Genomic DNA, 16,746 nt, shown 5'->3' on the forward strand with positions numbered 1-16,746 from the left:
GGCGTGAGCGATTACTTATGGCGCAAGACGAAATCGCGAATGCGCTCGGCCGCTTCCACGCACTCCGCCAAGGGGGCTACCAGCGCCATGCGCACGCGTCCGGCGCCCGGATTGACGCCATCGACGTCCCGCGACAGATAGGAGCCCGGCACTACGGTCACGTGCTCTTCGGCAAACAGATCCCGACAGAACGCAGCGTCGTCACCTTGTACATTCGGCCACAGGTAGAAGCTGCCATCGGGGCGCTGCACATCCATCAGCGGGCTGAGGATCGCCAGCACAGCGTCGAACTTCTCGCGATACAGCGCGCGGTTGGCGCGTACATGCACTTCGTCATTCCACGCGGCGACGCTGGCCAGTTGGGTTTGAACCGGCATCGCGCAGCCGTGGTAGGTGCGGTACAGCAGGAAGCCCTTGAGGATGTCGGCATCGCCGGCGACAAAACCGGAGCGCAGGCCCGGCAGGTTCGAGCGCTTGGACAGGCTGTGGAACACCACGCAACGCTTGAAGTCCTTGCGACCCAGTTCGGCGCAGGCGCTGAGCAGGCCCGGCGGCGGGGTCTGTTCGTCGAAGTACAGCTCGCTGTAGCACTCGTCGGCGGCGATCACGAAGTCGTATTCGTCGGCCAGGGCAATGAGCTTTTTCAGCACGTCGACCGGAATCAGCGCGCCGGTCGGGTTGCCCGGCGAGCACAGGAACAGGATCTGGCAGCGCTTCCAGATGTCAGGCGATACCGCGTCGAAGTCCGGGTTGAAGCCGTTCTCGTCCAGGCATGGCAGGTAGTGCGGCTTGGCGCCGGCGAGGAACGCTGCGCCTTCGTAGATCTGATAGAACGGATTCGGGCTGACCACCAGCGCGTCGTCGCCACGATTGACCACTGTCTGGGTGAAAGCGAACAGCGCTTCACGGGTGCCGTTGACCGGCAGCACGTTGCGCGCCGGGTCGATCCAGCCGCTCGGCACGTTGAAACGACGTTCGCACCAAGCCGCGATGGCTTCGCGCAGGGCCGGAATGCCGAGGGTGGTCGGGTACACCGCCATCTGCTCCAGATTGTTCGCCAGCGCCTCGGCGACAAAGCTTGGCGAGCGATGCTTCGGTTCGCCAATGGACAGCGCGATCGGGCGCTTGTCCGGGTTTGGCGTGACGCTGCCGAGCAGGGCGCGGAGCTTTTCGAACGGGTAGGGCTGGAGCTGGGACAGAGCGTTGTTCATCGGTGCGGGATCTCGTGCAAAGCGATTGAATCCGGGCGCGCAATCAAATGCTGATGCGCGACAGTTTGATATCGGGGTCCTGATTGACGCTCAACTGTTCGACGATGGCATCCTGCAAACGGCTGCACAGCAGCGGGTCGGACAGCGGTTGATTGTGGGCGTCGGTGATGAAGAACACGTCCTCCACCCGCTCGCCCAGGGTGGCGATCTTGGCGTTCTGCAGCGACAGGTCGAACTCGAGGAAAATCCCGCCGACCCGTGCCAGCAGGCCCGGGCGATCGGGTGCCGTGAGTTCCAGCACCGTCACCGGGCGCTGGGCATCGTTGTGGATCGTCACCTGCGGGGCGAACGCGAAATGCTTGAGCTGGCGCGGTACTCGACGCTGGATGATCGTCGGGTAGTCGGCCGGATTGCGCAGAGCTTCGGTCAGGCCGTCGCGAATCTGCTTGACCCGGACCGGATTGTCGCCGATCGAATCGCCATCGGTGTCGAGCACGATGTAGGTGTCGAGGGTGAACTGGCTGCTGGACGTGATGACCCGGGCGTCGTGAATGTTCAGGTTGAGCTGGTCCATCGCGGCCACGGTCACGGCGAAGAAGTCGTGTTGGTCCGGCGCATAGATGAAGATCTGCGTGCCACCCTCGAATTCGCGCTGGGTGGTTTCCTTGATCAGCACCAGCGGACCGCCGTCAGCCGGTTGCTGGAGGATGGCGTCGGTGTGCCAGGCCACATCGCCGGCGGTGTGACGCAGGAAGTAGTCATCACCCAGTTGCGCCCACAATTGCTCGACGTCATCCGGATCGGTGCCGCCGCGTACCAGTATGTCCAGCGCTGCGCTCTGGGTCTGGCGGATCTGCTCTTCGCGATCCACCGGGTTCTCCAGGCCACGGCGCAGGGCGCGCTTGGTTTCGGTGTAGAGCTGGCGCAACAGGCTGGCACGCCACGAGTTCCAGAGGGTCGGGTTGGTCGCGTTGATGTCGGCTACGGTCAGGACGTACAGGTAGTCGAGACGGGTTTCGTCACCGACCGCCAGGGCGAAGTCATGGATCACCTGCGGGTCGGACAAATCCTTGCGCTGGGCGGTGGTCGACATCACCAGGTGGTTCTGCACCAGCCAGACGATCAGGCGGCTGTCCCAGACCGGCAGTTGGTGGCGCTGGCAGAACGCCTCGGCATCCACTGCGCCAATTTCCGAGTGATCGCCATGCCGGCCCTTGCCGATGTCGTGATACAGGCCAGCCATATAAATGAGTTCAGGCTTCGGCAGTTTGGCCATGAGCTTGGCGGCCAGCGGGAATTTCTCCGACACCTGGGTGTACTGCAACTTGCGCAGGTGTTTGATCAGGTTCAGCGTGTGCGCATCGACCGTATAGATGTGGAACAGGTCGTGCTGCATCTGCCCGACGATGAAGCCGAATTCCGGCAGGTAGCGCCCGAGAATGCCGTAGCGGTTCATCCGCCGCAGGTTGCGGTGGATGCCGATCTTGCACTTGAACAGCTCGATGAACAGGCTGGTGTTGCGGATGTCGTTGCGGAAGTTGTCGTCGATCAGGTGACGGTTTTCCCGCAGCAGACGAATGGTGTCGGCGCGTACGCCCTTGATTTCCGGCTGCTGGGCCATCAGCACGAAGATCTCGAGCATGGCGAACGGCGTGCGGCGGAACACGTTGTCGTTGCGTGCTTCGATGTAACCGTCGTGCAGCTGGAAGCGCGAGTTGATCGGCTGCGGCGGCGCTTCGTCTTCCGGGGCGAGGATGACTTCCTCGAAGTGCTGGATGATCAGGTCGCTGAGCTGGGCGATGCTCATCACCACCCGGAAATACTGCTGCATGAAGTTTTCGACGGCCTGTTTGGCGTCGTCGCCTTCAAAACCCAGCAGACCGGCAATGGTGCGCTGGTGATCGAACAGCAGGCGGTCTTCGGAGCGACCGGCCAGCATGTGCAGGGCGTAACGCACCTTCCAGAGGAATTCCTGGGAGGAGGCCAGCAAGGCGTTCTCGCTCTCGACCAGGAACCCTTCACCGGCCAGGGCGCGCAGGTTCAGGGTGCCGTACTGACGACGGGCTACCCACAGAATCGTCTGAATATCCCGTAGTCCGCCGGGCGAGCCTTTGACGTTGGGTTCCAGGTTGTATTCGGTATCGTTGTACTTGTGGTGGCGAGCCTTCTGCTCGGCGCGCTTGGCCAGGAAGAAATCCTTGCTCGGCCACATGTGCGCGGTGCTGGTGACGTCGAGCATACGCTGGCGCAGGCGCTCGGGGCCGCAGATGGTACGGCTTTCCATCAGGTTGGTGACCACCGTCAGGTCGGCGCGGGCCTCTTCGGCGCATTCGTCGACCGAACGAACGCTCTGACCGACTTCCAGGCCGATGTCCCACAGCAGCGTCAGAAAGCGCTCGATGGAATCGCGGAAGATTTCGTGGTCGGCGCTGTCCAGAAGGATCAGCAGATCGATGTCGGAGTAGGGGTGAAGCTCGCCGCGACCGTAGCCGCCGACCGCGACCAGCGCGATGTCGGCGTCTTCGCTCCAGTCGAACTGATCCCAGGCCTTTTGCAGGATGTTGTCGACGAACCATGCCCGGTCCTCGATCAGCCGCCGAATGTCGCGCCCGGCGCGAAAGCGTGCATCGAGCACTTCGCGGGCCTGGCGGATCGCCTTCTTGAATGCCGCGATGGGACTCGCTTTCAGGGCCAGTTCAGCCTGGAACTGGCCGCGGTCGAAAAGTTCGGGATCCACCTGCGGCATCGATTGGCTTTCCTTCTATAGGCTGGGAGCGGTGTCTGGGTCAGGCCGAGATGCGCGGGATCGTGTCGTCGCTGCGCAGGGTGAAGATCTCGTAGCCAGTGTCGGTGACAAGCAAAGTGTGTTCCCACTGTGCCGACAGCTTGCGATCCTTGGTGATCGCGGTCCAGCCGTCGCCCAGTACTTTGGTGTCGGCCTTGCCCTGGTTGATCATCGGCTCGATGGTGAAGGTCATGCCGGCCTTCAGTTCCATGCCGGTGCCGGCGCGGCCGTAGTGCAGGATCTGCGGTTCTTCGTGGAACACCTTGCCGATGCCGTGGCCGCAGAATTCACGCACCACCGAGAAGCCGTTCTTTTCCGCGTGCTTCTGAATGATTTCGCCGATGTCACCGAGGCGGCAGCCGGGTTTGACGATTTCGATCGCCTTGTACATGCATTCCTGGGTGACCTGCGACAGGCGCTCGGCCCAGACCGGCACGGTGCCGACGTGGAACATGCGGCTGGTGTCGCCGTGGTAGCCGTCCTTGATCACGGTGACATCGATGTTCAGGGTGTCGCCGTTTTTCAACGGCTTGTCGTTCGGGATACCGTGGCAGACCACGTGGTTGATCGAGGTGCAGATCGACTTCGGGTAGCCCTTGTAGTTGAGCGGGGCGGGGATGGCCTGCTGCACGTTGACGATATAGTCGTGGCAGATCTGGTTCAGCTCATCGGTGGTCACGCCCGGCTTGACGTGCTCGGCAATCATTTCCAGCACATCGGCGGCCAGTTTGCCGGCGACACGCATGCCAGCGATGTCCTCGGGGGTTTTGAGGGTGACGGTCATACAGGCTCTCTCTGCGCTCGGCGGCGCTTGCTGATACGAACAGGGGCGCAACTGTTGATTTGGCGGCCCCGAAAAACGCGATTCTAACAGACCAAAGGCGCAAATCCGCGCCTGCGTGCATCGCTTCTCTCTATACAATGCGGTGCATTGTCCCGATTCCAAGGGGCTGGCGCGCATGTCCCTGACGCGATTGCAGATTCCGGGTTCCGTTTGCGTCGTCCCTGTGGTATAAAATGCGCCGCTTTCCGGGGATAGCCCCGGGAGCATTAACCCACACACGTGTCGACACGATGGCCTGGGTGCCTTTGATCCTCGGATCAATGGTTGGTCATTGGGATACGTGGAGGCCCAACCCGACTTATCAAGGAACTATCATGTCCCAAGTCAACATGCGCGATATGCTGAAGGCCGGTGTGCACTTCGGTCACCAAACCCGTTACTGGAATCCGAAAATGGGTAAATACATTTTCGGCGCGCGTAACAAGATTCACATCATCAACCTTGAAAAAACTCTGCCAATGTTCAACGAAGCTCTGACTTTCGTAGAGCGTCTGGCCCAGGGCAAAAACAAGATTCTGTTCGTCGGCACCAAGCGTTCCGCTGGCAAGATCGTTGCTGAAGAAGCAGCACGTTGCGGTTCGCCGTACGTCGATCACCGCTGGTTGGGCGGCATGCTGACCAACTTCAAGACCATCCGTGCTTCCATCAAGCGTCTGCGTGACCTTGAAGTACAAGCCGAAGACGGTACTTTCGCCAAGCTGACCAAGAAAGAAGCGCTGATGCGCACTCGCGATCTTGAGAAGCTGGATCGCTCCCTGGGCGGCATCAAGGACATGGGCGGTCTGCCAGACGCACTGTTCGTGATCGACGTTGACCACGAGCGCATCGCGATCACCGAAGCCAACAAGCTGGGCATCCCGGTCATCGGCGTTGTCGATACCAACAGCAGCCCGGAAGGCGTTGACTACATCATCCCAGGCAACGATGACGCAATCCGCGCTATCCAGCTGTACATGGGTTCGATGGCTGACGCAGTCATCCGCGGTCGCAACAACGTTGCTGGCGGTACTGTAGAATTCGCAGCTGAAGAAACTCAGGCTGCAGCTGAGTAATTGACGCCCTGGCGTTGACTCAGTAAGCAAAAAGGGGGCTTGGCCCCCTTTTTGCCACCTCGAAAACCATCTGTCGGCAGCGCAGCTACAGCATCTGTAACGTGCAGCGGCTACAAACAGGTTCGGGAAGAATTGAACGCCCGTTCGATCGGGTGGAATGGTTGAAAACCTATCCAAGAGGAATTTGAAAATGGCAGCAATTACTGCAGCGTTGGTCAAAGAACTGCGCGAGCGTACCGGCGAAGGCATGATGGATTGCAAGAAAGCCCTGGAAAAGGCTGGCGGCGACATCGAAAAAGCCATTGATGACATGCGTGCTTCGGGCGCCATCAAGGCTGCCAAGAAAGCTGGCAACGTTGCCGCTGAAGGCGCTATCGCCATCAAGGACGACGGCAAGGCTGCCGTTCTGATCGAAGTCAACTCGCAGACCGACTTCCTGGCTCTGCAGGACGACTTCAAAAACTTCGTTGCTGCCAGCGTCGACAAAGCATTCGCTGACAAGCTGACCGACGCTGCTCCGCTGATCGCTGCTCAAGAAGCTGCTCGCGAAGCACTGGTTGCCAAAGTAGGCGAGAACGTCAACATTCGTCGCCTGGTGCGCGTAGAAGGCGACGTCGTCGGCACCTACCTGCACGGCAACAAGATCGGTGTTGCTGTTGTCCTGAAAGGCGGCGACGTCGAGCTGGCCAAAGACATCGCGATGCACGTTGCTGCAAGCAACCCTGAGTTCCTGCTGCCTTCGCAAGTCTCCGACGAAGCGATTGAGCGTGAAAAAGCTGTGTTCCTGCAGCTGAACGAAGAAAAAATCAAAGGCAAGCCAGAAAACATTGTTGAGAACATGGTCAAGGGCCGTATCAGCAAGTTCCTGGCAGAAGCGAGCCTGGTTGAGCAGGCGTTCGTCAAGAACCCTGAAATCAAGGTTGGCGAGCTGGCCAAGAAAGGCGGCGCTGAAATCGTTTCCTTCACCTACTTCAAAGTAGGCGAAGGCATCGAGAAGCCGGTCGACAACTTCGCTGAAGAAGTTGCTGCCCAGCTGGCTGCCGCCAAGCAATAAGACAGTTTTTCAACTGTCGCCCGAAAGAGGCTGCCCGCTCACGCGCGCAGCCTCTTTTCAGATAGGGTTATCAATTTTTAATTGGTTTCCCCTTGGAACTGACTTACAAAGCCATGTTCCGATGGCGCTGAAGCAGCGCCAAGCTAGAGTGAACGCCAGCTGTAAACAGCTCGCAAAGAATTTTTAAAATACGCCGCAGGAGAGATTCGCAATGGCTCAGCAGGGCAGTGGTTATCAGGCTCGCTATAAACGCATTCTACTCAAGCTTAGCGGCGAGGCCCTGATGGGCTCGGAAGAGTTCGGGATCGATCCGAAAGTGCTGGATCGCATGGCGCTGGAAGTCGGCCAGCTGGTCGGTATCGGCGTTCAGGTCGGTCTGGTGATTGGTGGTGGCAACCTGTTCCGCGGTGAAGCGCTGAGCAAGGCCGGCATGGATCGGGTCACGGGCGACCACATGGGCATGCTGGCCACTGTGATGAACGCCCTGGCCATGCGCGACGCGCTGGAACGTGCCAATATCTCGGCCATCGTGATGTCGGCCATTTCCATGGTTGGCGTGACCGACCACTATGACCGTCGCAAGGCCATGCGCCACCTGAACTCCAAGGATGTGGTGATTTTCGCGGCCGGTACCGGCAATCCGTTCTTTACCACGGATTCGGCAGCCTGTCTGCGCGCCATTGAAATCGACGCGGACGTCGTGCTCAAGGCGACCAAGGTCGATGGCGTCTACACCGCTGACCCGTTCAAAGACCCGCATGCCGAGAAGTTCGATCATCTGACATACGATGAAGTGCTGGATCGCAAGCTGGGTGTAATGGATCTGACGGCTATCTGCCTGTGCCGCGATCACAAGATGCCGCTGCGCGTATTTAACATGAACAAGCCGGGCGCCCTGCTGAACATCGTGCATGGTGGCGCTGAAGGCACTCTGATCGAGGAAGTCCAACAATGATCAACGAAATCAAGAAAGACGCCAAAGAGCGCATGACGAAATCCGTTGAGTCCCTGGCTCACAACTTCGGCCGTATCCGTACCGGTCAGGCACACCCAAGCATCCTGGAAGGTGTGATGGTGCCTTACTACGGCGCTGATACCCCGATCAAGCAAGTGGCCAACATCACCGTCAAGGATGCCCGTACGCTGCAAGTCGTTGCGTTCGAGCGCAACATGCTGGGCGCCGTCGACAAGGCTATCGGTAGCGCGGGTCTGAACCTGAACCCGACCAATCTGGGTGAGCTGCTGCTGATCAGCATGCCGGCCCTGACCGAAGAAACCCGTCGCGGTTTCACCAAGCAGGCGCGTGACGTGGCAGAAGACGCCCGTGTTGCCGTGCGCAACATCCGTCGCGATGCGAACAGCTCCCTGAAGGATCTGGTCAAGGAAAAGGAAATCAGCGAAGACGAAGAGCGTCGCGCCGCAGGCGAGATCGACGACCTGACCAAGAAGTTCGTGGCTGAAATCGACGCCAAGCTGGCCGAGAAAGAAAAAGACCTGATGGCCGTATAAGGGTCGAGTTTTAAATGGACAAGACCAAGCAGACTGCGCCGTCCACGGTGCCGCGCCATGTCGCGATCATCATGGATGGCAATAATCGCTGGGCGAAAAAACGCTTTATGCCGGGTGTCGCCGGGCATAAGGCTGGCGTGGATGCTGTGCGGGCGGTGATCGAGGTGTGTGCCGAGGCCAAGGTCGAAGTGCTCACCCTGTTCGCCTTTTCCAGTGAAAACTGGCAGCGTCCGGCTGACGAGGTCAGCGCCTTGATGGACCTGTTCTTCAAGGCGCTGCGTCGTGAAGCCAAACGCCTGAACGACAACAACATCAGTCTGCGCATCATCGGCGACCGTACGCGGTTTCATCCCGAGCTTCAGGCAGCCATGCGTGAGGCTGAAGCGATGACCGCTGGTGCCAACCGCTTCATTCTGCAGATCGCCGCCAATTACGGCGGTCAGTGGGACATTGCGCAAGCGGCGCAGCGTCTGGCGCGTGAAGTTCAGGCGGGTCATCTGCGACCGGAAGACATCACGCCGGATCTGCTGCAGACCTGTCTGGTCACTGGTGATCTGCCGTTGCCCGACCTGTGCATCCGCACCGGCGGCGAGCATCGCATCAGCAACTTCCTCTTGTGGCAGTTGGCTTACGCCGAGTTGTACTTCTCCGACCTGTTCTGGCCGGACTTCAAACACGAAGCCATGCGCAATGCGCTGGCCGATTTCGCTTTGCGCCAGCGTCGCTTCGGTAAAACGAGTGAGCAGGTCGAAGCTGGAGCCCGGGTTTAATGCTTAAACAACGCATCATCACTGCACTGATTCTGTTGCCGATCGCCCTGGGCGGTTTTTTCCTGCTCGAAGGTTCCGGCTTTGCTCTGTTCATCGGGCTGGTCGTGAGTCTGGGTGCCTGGGAGTGGGCGCGTCTGGCCGGTTTCACCGCGCAGGCATTTCGTGTCGGCTACGCGGCGGTCGTCGCGCTGATGCTGTTTGTCATGTACATCCTTCCGGGGCTGGCGCCTTGGGTGCTGGGTGCTTCGGTAATCTGGTGGGCACTGGCGACCTGGCTGGTGCTGACGTATCCGCGTTCCAGCGAGCGCTGGTCCAGTGCCGCCAGCAAACTGGTGATCGGCTTGCTGATTCTGTTGCCTGCCTGGCAGGGGCTGGTGCTGATCAAGCAGTACCCGCTCGGTAACTGGTTGATCATGGCAGTGATGGTGCTGGTCTGGGGGGCTGATATCGGGGCGTACTTCTCCGGTCGTGCATTCGGCAAGCGCAAGCTGGCGCCGCAAGTCAGTCCCGGCAAAAGTTGGGAAGGCGTGTATGGCGGTCTGGCGCTGAGCCTGGTCATCACCACCCTGGTCGCACTGTTCCGTGACTGGACGGTGGCGCAACTGTTCAAGGGGTTGATCGGTGCAGCGGTGATTGTCTTCATCTCTGTGGTGGGTGATCTGACCGAAAGCATGTTCAAGCGCCAGTCCGGCATCAAGGACAGCAGTAATCTGCTGCCGGGGCATGGTGGCGTGCTGGATCGCATCGACAGCCTGACGGCGGCGATCCCGGTCTTTGCAGTGCTGTTGTGGATGGCGGCATCGTGAGTCGCCCACAGCAGATTACCGTCCTGGGCGCGACCGGATCGATCGGTCTGAGTACGCTGGACGTTATCGCTCGGCATCCGGATCGTTATCAGGCTTTCGCCCTGAGCGGTTTTACCCGTCTGAGCGAACTGTTTGCCCTGTGTGTTCGCCATCTCCCCAAATATGCGGTAGTGCCGGAGGCCGGTGCTGCCCGCAACCTGCAGGACGATTTACGAGCCGCTGGCCTGTCGACGCAGGTGCTGGTTGGCGAGGAAGGCTTGTGTCAGGTCGCTGCTGCGCCTGAGGTGGATGCCGTCATGGCGGCCATTGTCGGCGCGGCGGGTTTGCGCCCGACTCTGGCGGCTGTCGAGGCGGGCAAGAAGATTCTTCTGGCCAACAAGGAAGCGCTGGTCATGTCCGGCGCCTTGTTCATGCAGGCGGTGCGCAAGAGCGGCTCGGTCCTGTTGCCGATCGACAGCGAACACAACGCAATTTTCCAGTGCATGCCGCAGGACTTTGCTCGCGGGCTGGGTAACGTCGGGGTTCGTCGGATTTTGCTGACAGCTTCCGGTGGTCCTTTCCGGCAGACGCCAATGGCCGAATTGGCGCATGTTTCACCGGACCAGGCCTGTGCCCACCCGAACTGGTCGATGGGGCGCAAGATTTCCGTGGATTCGGCCAGCATGATGAACAAAGGGCTCGAATTGATCGAAGCCTGCTGGTTGTTCGATGCCAGACCTTCGCAAGTTGAAGTGGTGATTCATCCGCAGAGTGTGATTCATTCACTGGTCGACTATGTGGACGGTTCGGTGCTGGCGCAGCTGGGCAATCCCGACATGCGCACGCCGATTGCCAATGCATTGGCATGGCCGGAGCGTATCGATTCGGGCGTGGCGCCTCTGGATCTGTTCGCTGTAGCACGCCTGGATTTCGAAGCGCCCGACGAAGAGCGCTTCCCGTGCCTGCGGCTTGCGCGGCAGGCGGCCGAGGCGGGAAACAGCGCCCCGGCCATGCTCAATGCGGCGAATGAAGTGGCGGTTGCGGCGTTTCTCGACGGACGGGTTCGCTACCTGGAAATCGCGAGTATCATCGAGGAGGTCTTGAATCTGGAGCCTGTGGTGGCGCTGGATGATCTCGATGCGGTGTTCACCGCCGATGCAACCGCCCGTACATTGGCCGGGCAGTGGCTGACTCGTTACGGCCGGTAGGTTTTGCAACAGATGGCTTCACGCGGCACTGGACAGGATTGCGGAGAAAGTAGATGAGCGCGCTCTATATGATTGCCGGCACCCTGATCGCTCTGGGTGTGCTGGTCACCTTTCACGAATTCGGCCATTTCTGGGTCGCGCGTCGCTGTGGCGTCAAGGTTCTGCGTTTCTCCGTGGGCTTCGGCATGCCGCTGCTGCGCTGGCATGACAAACAGGGCACCGAGTTCGTGGTCGCGGCCATTCCGCTGGGTGGCTACGTCAAGATGCTTGATGAGCGCGAAGGCGAAGTACCGGCCGATCAGCTTCATCAGTCATTCAATCGCAAGTCCGTACGTCAGCGCATTGCCATCGTCGCGGCCGGCCCTGTGGCCAACTTTCTGCTGGCGCTGGTGTTCTTCTGGGTGCTGGCCATGCTCGGCAGCGAGCAGGTTCGCCCGGTCATCGGTTCTGTCGAGCCCGGCAGCATCGCCGCGACAGCTGGACTGAGCGCCGGTCAGGAAATCGTCGCGATCGACGGTGAGCCGACCTCGGGCTGGGCTGCGGTCAATCTGCAACTGGTGCGGCGTCTGGGCGAAAGCGGTTCACTGCAGTTACTGGTGCGCGAGCAGGGTTCCACGGCTGATACGCCGCGTGAGCTGGCACTCGATAAATGGCTCAAGGGGGCTGACGAGCCGGATCCGATTCGCTCCCTCGGCATTCGCCCTTGGCGTCCGGCGTTGCCGCCAGTTCTTGCCGAACTCGACCCGAAAGGTCCGGCCCAGGCAGCCGGGCTGAAAACCGGCGACCGTCTGCTGACGCTTGATGGCAAGGCGCTGGATGACTGGCAGCAGGTGGTCGACACCGTTCGTACGCGTCCTGATACCAAAATCGTGCTGCGCGTCGAGCGCGACGGTGTTCAAATCGACGTCCCTGTGACATTGGCTGCACGTGGTGAGAAGAAGTCGCCAAGCGGTTACCTGGGGGCGGGCGTGAAGGCTGTCGACTGGCCACCGGAAATGATTCGCGAGGTCAGCTACGGTCCTTTGGCAGCGATTGGTGAGGGTGCCCGTCGTACCTGGACCATGAGCGTCCTGACGCTGGATTCACTGAAGAAAATGCTCTTCGGCGAGCTCTCGGTAAAAAACTTGAGTGGACCGATAACCATTGCTAAAGTGGCGGGCGCTTCTGCCCAGTCGGGCGTCGCTGATTTCCTGAATTTCCTTGCTTATCTGAGTATTAGCCTGGGGGTTCTGAATTTGCTGCCCATTCCTGTGCTGGATGGGGGGCATTTGTTGTTTTATCTGATCGAGTGGGCGCGTGGTCGTCCCTTGTCGGATCGGGTGCAAGGTTGGGGGATACAGATTGGTATCAGCTTGGTGGTCGGAGTGATGTTGCTTGCTCTGGTCAACGATCTGGGTCGTCTGTAACGCTTCGCTGAATTGCGAATCTGCCGCATTTTGCGGCAGTTTGTTTATTGCCAGTTGGAATAAGAAAGGACTTCATGAAACGTCTGCTGCTAACTGCGGTTCTCACCGTATTGATGATCGCCGAAGTTCACGCCGAGTCCTTCACTATCTCTGATATTCGCGTCAATGGCCTCCAGCGGGTCTCCGCGGGTAGCGTCTTTGGTGCCTTGCCGTTGAACGTCGGCGAGCAGGCGGATGATCGTCGCCTGGTGGAATCCACTCGTGCGTTGTTCAAAACCGGTTTCTTTCAAGATATCCAGCTGGGCCGCGAAGGCAACGTCCTGGTGATCACTGTCGTCGAGCGTCCCTCGGTCGCCAGCATCGAGATCGAAGGCAACAAGGCGATCTCCACCGAAGACCTGATGAAAGGCCTCAAGCAATCCGGTCTGGCCGAAGGCGAGATCTTCCAGCGCGCGACCCTTGAAGGTGTGCGTAACGAGCTGCAGCGTCAATACGTTGCACAAGGTCGTTACTCGGCTACCGTCGATACCGAAGTGGTGTCGCAGCCGCGCAACCGCGTCGGCCTGAAAGTGAAGATCAACGAAGGCACCGTCGCCGCCATTCAGCACATCAACGTGGTGGGCAACACGGTTTTCCCCGAGGAAGACCTGACCGACCTGTTCGAACTGAAAACCACCAACTGGCTGTCGTTCTTCAAGAACGACGACAAGTACGCTCGTGAAAAGCTGTCCGGTGACCTGGAGCGTCTGCGTTCCTACTACCTGGATCGCGGCTATATCAACATGGATATCGCTTCGACCCAGGTGTCCATCACCCCGGACAAGAAGCACGTCTACATCACCGTCAACGTCAACGAAGGCGAGAAGTACACTGTTCGTGACGTCAAGCTCAGCGGTGACCTGAAAGTCCCTGAGGACCAGGTCAAATCCCTGTTGCTGGTGCAGAAAGGCCAGGTGTTCTCGCGCAAGCTGATGACCACCACGTCCGAACTGATCACCCGTCGTCTGGGCAACGAGGGTTACACCTTCGCCAACGTCAACGGCGTGCCACAACCGCACGACGAAGATCACACCGTCGATATCCTGTTTGCCGTCGATCCGGGCAAGCGTGCCTACGTCAACCGCATTAACTTCCGTGGCAACACCAAGTCCGAGGACGAAGTGCTGCGCCGTGAAATGCGTCAGATGGAAGGTGGCTGGGCTTCAACCTACCTGATCGATCAGTCCAAGACCCGTCTGGAGCGTCTGGGCTTCTTTAAAGAGGTCAACGTCGAAACCCCGGCCGTGCCAGGTGTCGACGACCAGGTTGACGTGAACTACAGCGTTGAAGAGCAGGCCTCCGGTTCGATCACTGCCAGCGTCGGTTTCGCCCAGAGCGCCGGTCTGATCCTCGGTGGTTCGATCACCCAGAACAACTTCCTCGGTACCGGTAACCGCGTCAGCGTCGGTCTGACCCGCAGCGAATACCAGAGCCGCTACAACTTCGGCTACGTTGACCCCTACTGGACCGCCGATGGCGTGAGCCTGGGTTACAACGCGTTCTACCGCACCACCGACTACAAAGACCTCGACGTCGACGTAGCGAGTTATGCGGTCGACAGCCTGGGTGCCGGCGTGAACGTGGGCTACCCGATCAGCGAGACTTCACGATTGACCTTTGGTCTGTCCGCTCAACAGGACAAGATCAAGACCGGTAAGTACACCGTTGACGAGATTTTCGACTTCGTTAACAAGGAAGGTGATAACTACCTGAACTTCAAGGCATCGGCCGGCTGGTCCGAGTCGACCTTGAACAAGGGTGTATTGCCAACCCGTGGCCGTTCCCAGAGCTTGACGCTGGAAACCACGATTCCAGGCAGCGACCTGTCGTTCTACAAGCTCGACTACCGTGGTCAGTTGTTCCAGCCGATCAGCGAAAACTACACCCTGCGTCTGCACACCGAGCTGGGCTATGGTGACGGCTACGGTTCGACCGACGGCTTGCCGTTCTATGAAAACTACTATGCTGGTGGTTTCAACTCGGTACGTGGCTTTAAAGACAGCACGCTCGGTCCGCGCAGTACCCCGAGCCGTGGCACCAACCCGGGTACATCGGTAGACCCGGACCAGGACCCGCTGCCGTTCGGTGGCAATGTCCTGATTCAGGGCGGCGTGGAAGTTCTGTTCCCGCTACCGTTCGTCAAGGATCAACGCTCTCTGCGTACGTCGGTATTCTGGGATGTGGGTAACGTGTTCGATTCGCAGTGCAAGGACACTACCAACGCCAATGGCTCGTCGTCGAACACCAAGTGCAACGACATCAGTCTGAGCAACATGGCCAGCTCCGTCGGTGTCGGTGTGACCTGGGTCACCGCGCTGGGCCCGCTGAGCTTTGCCCTGGCGATGCCGATCAAGAAACCGGATGAAGCTGAAACTCAAGTGTTCCAATTCTCCCTGGGCCAGACGTTCTAAGCGTCTGACCCAAGACAACGACAATGGATTTTGTAGGAGTGCATCGTGCGTAAGTTGACTCAATTGGTTCTCCTGGCCTCCGTACTGGTGGCAGGCCCGGCATTTGCCGACATGAAAATCGCCGTTCTGAACTATCAGATGGCACTGCTGGAATCCGACGCAGCCAAGAAGTACGCCGTAGATGCGGAGAAAAAGTTCGGCCCGCAACTGACCAAGCTCAAGACACTGGAAAGCAGCGCCAAGGGTATTCAGGATCGTCTGATGGCCGGTGGTGACAAGATGCAGCAGGGCGAACGCGAGCGTCTGGAGCTTGAGTTCAAGCAAAAGGCGCGTGACTTCCAGTTCCAGTCCAAGGAACTGAATGAAGCAAAAGCCGTTGCCGACCGCGAAATGCTCAAGCAACTGAAGCCGAAACTGGATAGCGCAGTGGAAGAAGTCATCAAGAAAGGTGGTTTTGACCTGGTGTTCGAGCGTGGCGCAGTGATCGATGTCAAGCCTCAGTACGACATCACGCGCCAGGTTATCGAGCGCATGAATCAGCTGAAGTAACCCATGACCGTGACTATCAAGCTCGGCCAGTTGGCCGAGTTCCTCGGCGCCACCCTGAGTGGCGACCCCGAGAAGCAAATCACTGGGCTAGCCACCTTGCAGGAGGCTGGCCCAGCTCAGTTGAGCTTTCTGGCAAACCCCCAATACCGTAAATACCTGGCTGGCTCGCAAGCCGCAGCCCTGTTGCTCAAGGCTGCCGACGCGGAAGGTTATGCCGGTAATGCGCTGGTGGTGCCTGATCCTTACCTGGCTTACGCACGCATTTCCCATCTGTTTGATCCGAAACCCAAGGCCGCTGCCGGCGTCCATCCGACGGCCGTGATTGCCGAGGATGCCGTGGTCGACCCGAGCGCCAGTATCGGTCCCTTCGTGGTGATCGAAGCCGGTGCGCGAATCGGTGCAGACGTGACGCTCGGCGCGCATTGCGTTGTCGGAGCCCGCAGCGAAATCGGCGAGGGCGGCTGGCTGGCCCCGCGAGTCACGCTGTATCACGATGTGCGGATCGGCAAGCGGGTGGTGATCCAGTCCGGCGCCGTGCTCGGCGGTGAAGGCTTCGGTTTTGCCAATGAGAAGGGTGTTTGGCAGAAGATCGCCCAGATCGGCGGCGTGACCATCGGTGACGATGTGGAGATCGGCGTGAACACCGCCATCGACCGCGGTGCGTTGGCCGATACCGTGATCGGCAATGGCGTGAAACTCGACAACCAGATTCAGATCGCCCACAACGTGCAGGTCGGTGACCACACCGCCATGGCGGCATGCGTGGGGATTTCCGGCAGCACCAAAATCGGCAAGCACTGCATGCTCGCCGGGGGTGTTGGCCTGGTAGGGCACATCGATATTTGCGACAACGTATTCCTGACCGGAATGACCATGGTGACCCACTCGATTACCGAGCCGGGTGCCTATTCTTCCGGCACAGCCATGCAACCTGCGGCCGAATGGCGCAAAAGCGCGGCCCGTATTCGTCAGCTCGATGACATCGCGCGACGTTTGAAACAGCTGGAAAAGCGGTTCGGGGAAGTGACCCCCGACGGTAATGCTTCATCTGAAGGCTGATACCATTTCCATATCAAGTGTGCACAGCCTCTGGACTGCCTCCTTGATTTGCTAGAGGAGTGCG

The 16,746-nt window shown here is 59.4% G+C and carries 14 protein-coding genes; 11 read left to right on the plus strand and 3 right to left on the minus strand.

Annotated features, from left to right (window positions below):
- Positions 1-11 precede the first annotated feature (11 nt).
- From dapC to map, 3 genes are read right to left on the minus strand one after another with little or no spacing between them, the layout of a single operon-like run.
- On the minus strand, positions 12-1,211 hold the full coding sequence (gene dapC / locus AWU82_RS15970) for a succinyldiaminopimelate transaminase (RefSeq protein ID WP_064379008.1): 1,200 nt from the start codon (positions 1,209-1,211) through the stop codon (positions 12-14).
- Positions 1,212-1,254: 43 nt separating this feature from the next.
- The gene (locus tag AWU82_RS15975; protein ID WP_064379009.1) at positions 1,255-3,957 is read right to left on the minus strand and encodes a [protein-PII] uridylyltransferase; all 2,703 of its coding nucleotides are present in this window, start codon (positions 3,955-3,957) and stop codon (positions 1,255-1,257) included.
- A 40-nt stretch (positions 3,958-3,997) separates the two neighbouring features.
- On the minus strand, positions 3,998-4,780 hold the full coding sequence (gene map / locus AWU82_RS15980) for a type I methionyl aminopeptidase (RefSeq protein WP_039769663.1): 783 nt from the start codon (positions 4,778-4,780) through the stop codon (positions 3,998-4,000).
- A gap of 374 nt (positions 4,781-5,154) precedes the next feature.
- On the opposite strand from map, the gene rpsB reads away from it, so the two are divergent.
- From rpsB to lpxD, 11 genes are all read left to right on the plus strand, one after another.
- A complete protein-coding gene (gene rpsB, locus AWU82_RS15985) occupies positions 5,155-5,892 on the plus strand; it encodes a 30S ribosomal protein S2 (protein ID WP_008052780.1) in 738 nt (245 codons plus the stop codon).
- 190 nt (positions 5,893-6,082) lie between these two features.
- The gene (gene tsf, locus AWU82_RS15990; RefSeq protein ID WP_011332682.1) at positions 6,083-6,946 is read left to right on the plus strand and encodes a translation elongation factor Ts; all 864 of its coding nucleotides are present in this window, start codon (positions 6,083-6,085) and stop codon (positions 6,944-6,946) included.
- 211 nt (positions 6,947-7,157) lie between these two features.
- A complete protein-coding gene (gene pyrH / locus AWU82_RS15995; RefSeq protein WP_011332683.1) occupies positions 7,158-7,901 on the plus strand; it encodes a UMP kinase in 744 nt (247 codons plus the stop codon).
- Positions 7,898-8,455 (plus strand): ribosome recycling factor, encoded by a 558-nt coding sequence (frr, locus tag AWU82_RS16000; protein ID WP_011332684.1) that lies wholly within the window; start codon positions 7,898-7,900, stop codon positions 8,453-8,455. The genes pyrH and frr overlap by 4 nt, the downstream gene beginning before the upstream one ends.
- 14 nt (positions 8,456-8,469) lie before the next feature.
- Positions 8,470-9,225, plus strand: coding sequence for a polyprenyl diphosphate synthase (gene uppS / locus AWU82_RS16005; protein ID WP_064379010.1), 756 nt, complete (start codon positions 8,470-8,472; stop codon positions 9,223-9,225).
- Positions 9,225-10,031 (plus strand): phosphatidate cytidylyltransferase, encoded by an 807-nt coding sequence (locus AWU82_RS16010; protein ID WP_011332686.1) that lies wholly within the window; start codon positions 9,225-9,227, stop codon positions 10,029-10,031. Before uppS ends, AWU82_RS16010 begins: the two co-directional genes overlap by 1 nt.
- Positions 10,028-11,218: a 1-deoxy-D-xylulose-5-phosphate reductoisomerase gene (ispC, locus tag AWU82_RS16015; protein ID WP_064384036.1), complete on the plus strand. Its 1,191-nt coding sequence runs from the start codon at positions 10,028-10,030 to the stop codon at positions 11,216-11,218. The genes AWU82_RS16010 and ispC overlap by 4 nt, the downstream gene beginning before the upstream one ends.
- Positions 11,219-11,271: 53 nt before the next feature.
- Positions 11,272-12,624, plus strand: coding sequence for a sigma E protease regulator RseP (gene rseP / locus AWU82_RS16020; RefSeq protein ID WP_064379011.1), 1,353 nt, complete (start codon positions 11,272-11,274; stop codon positions 12,622-12,624).
- A 74-nt stretch (positions 12,625-12,698) separates the two neighbouring features.
- Complete coding sequence (gene bamA, locus AWU82_RS16025; RefSeq protein WP_064379012.1) at positions 12,699-15,074, plus strand: outer membrane protein assembly factor BamA; 2,376 nt, start codon at positions 12,699-12,701, stop codon at positions 15,072-15,074.
- 45 nt (positions 15,075-15,119) lie between these two features.
- Entirely contained in the window at positions 15,120-15,623 is a 504-nt protein-coding gene (locus AWU82_RS16030; protein ID WP_003222140.1) for an OmpH/Skp family outer membrane protein, read from the plus strand.
- A gap of 3 nt (positions 15,624-15,626) precedes the next feature.
- Positions 15,627-16,682, plus strand: a complete 1,056-nt coding sequence (gene lpxD, locus AWU82_RS16035; RefSeq protein WP_064379013.1) for a UDP-3-O-(3-hydroxymyristoyl)glucosamine N-acyltransferase — start codon at positions 15,627-15,629, stop codon at positions 16,680-16,682.
- Positions 16,683-16,746: the final 64 nt, after the last annotated feature.

This window comes from Pseudomonas glycinae, assembly GCF_001594225.2.
In the GTDB taxonomy this organism is placed as follows: domain Bacteria; phylum Pseudomonadota; class Gammaproteobacteria; order Pseudomonadales; family Pseudomonadaceae; genus Aquipseudomonas; species Aquipseudomonas glycinae.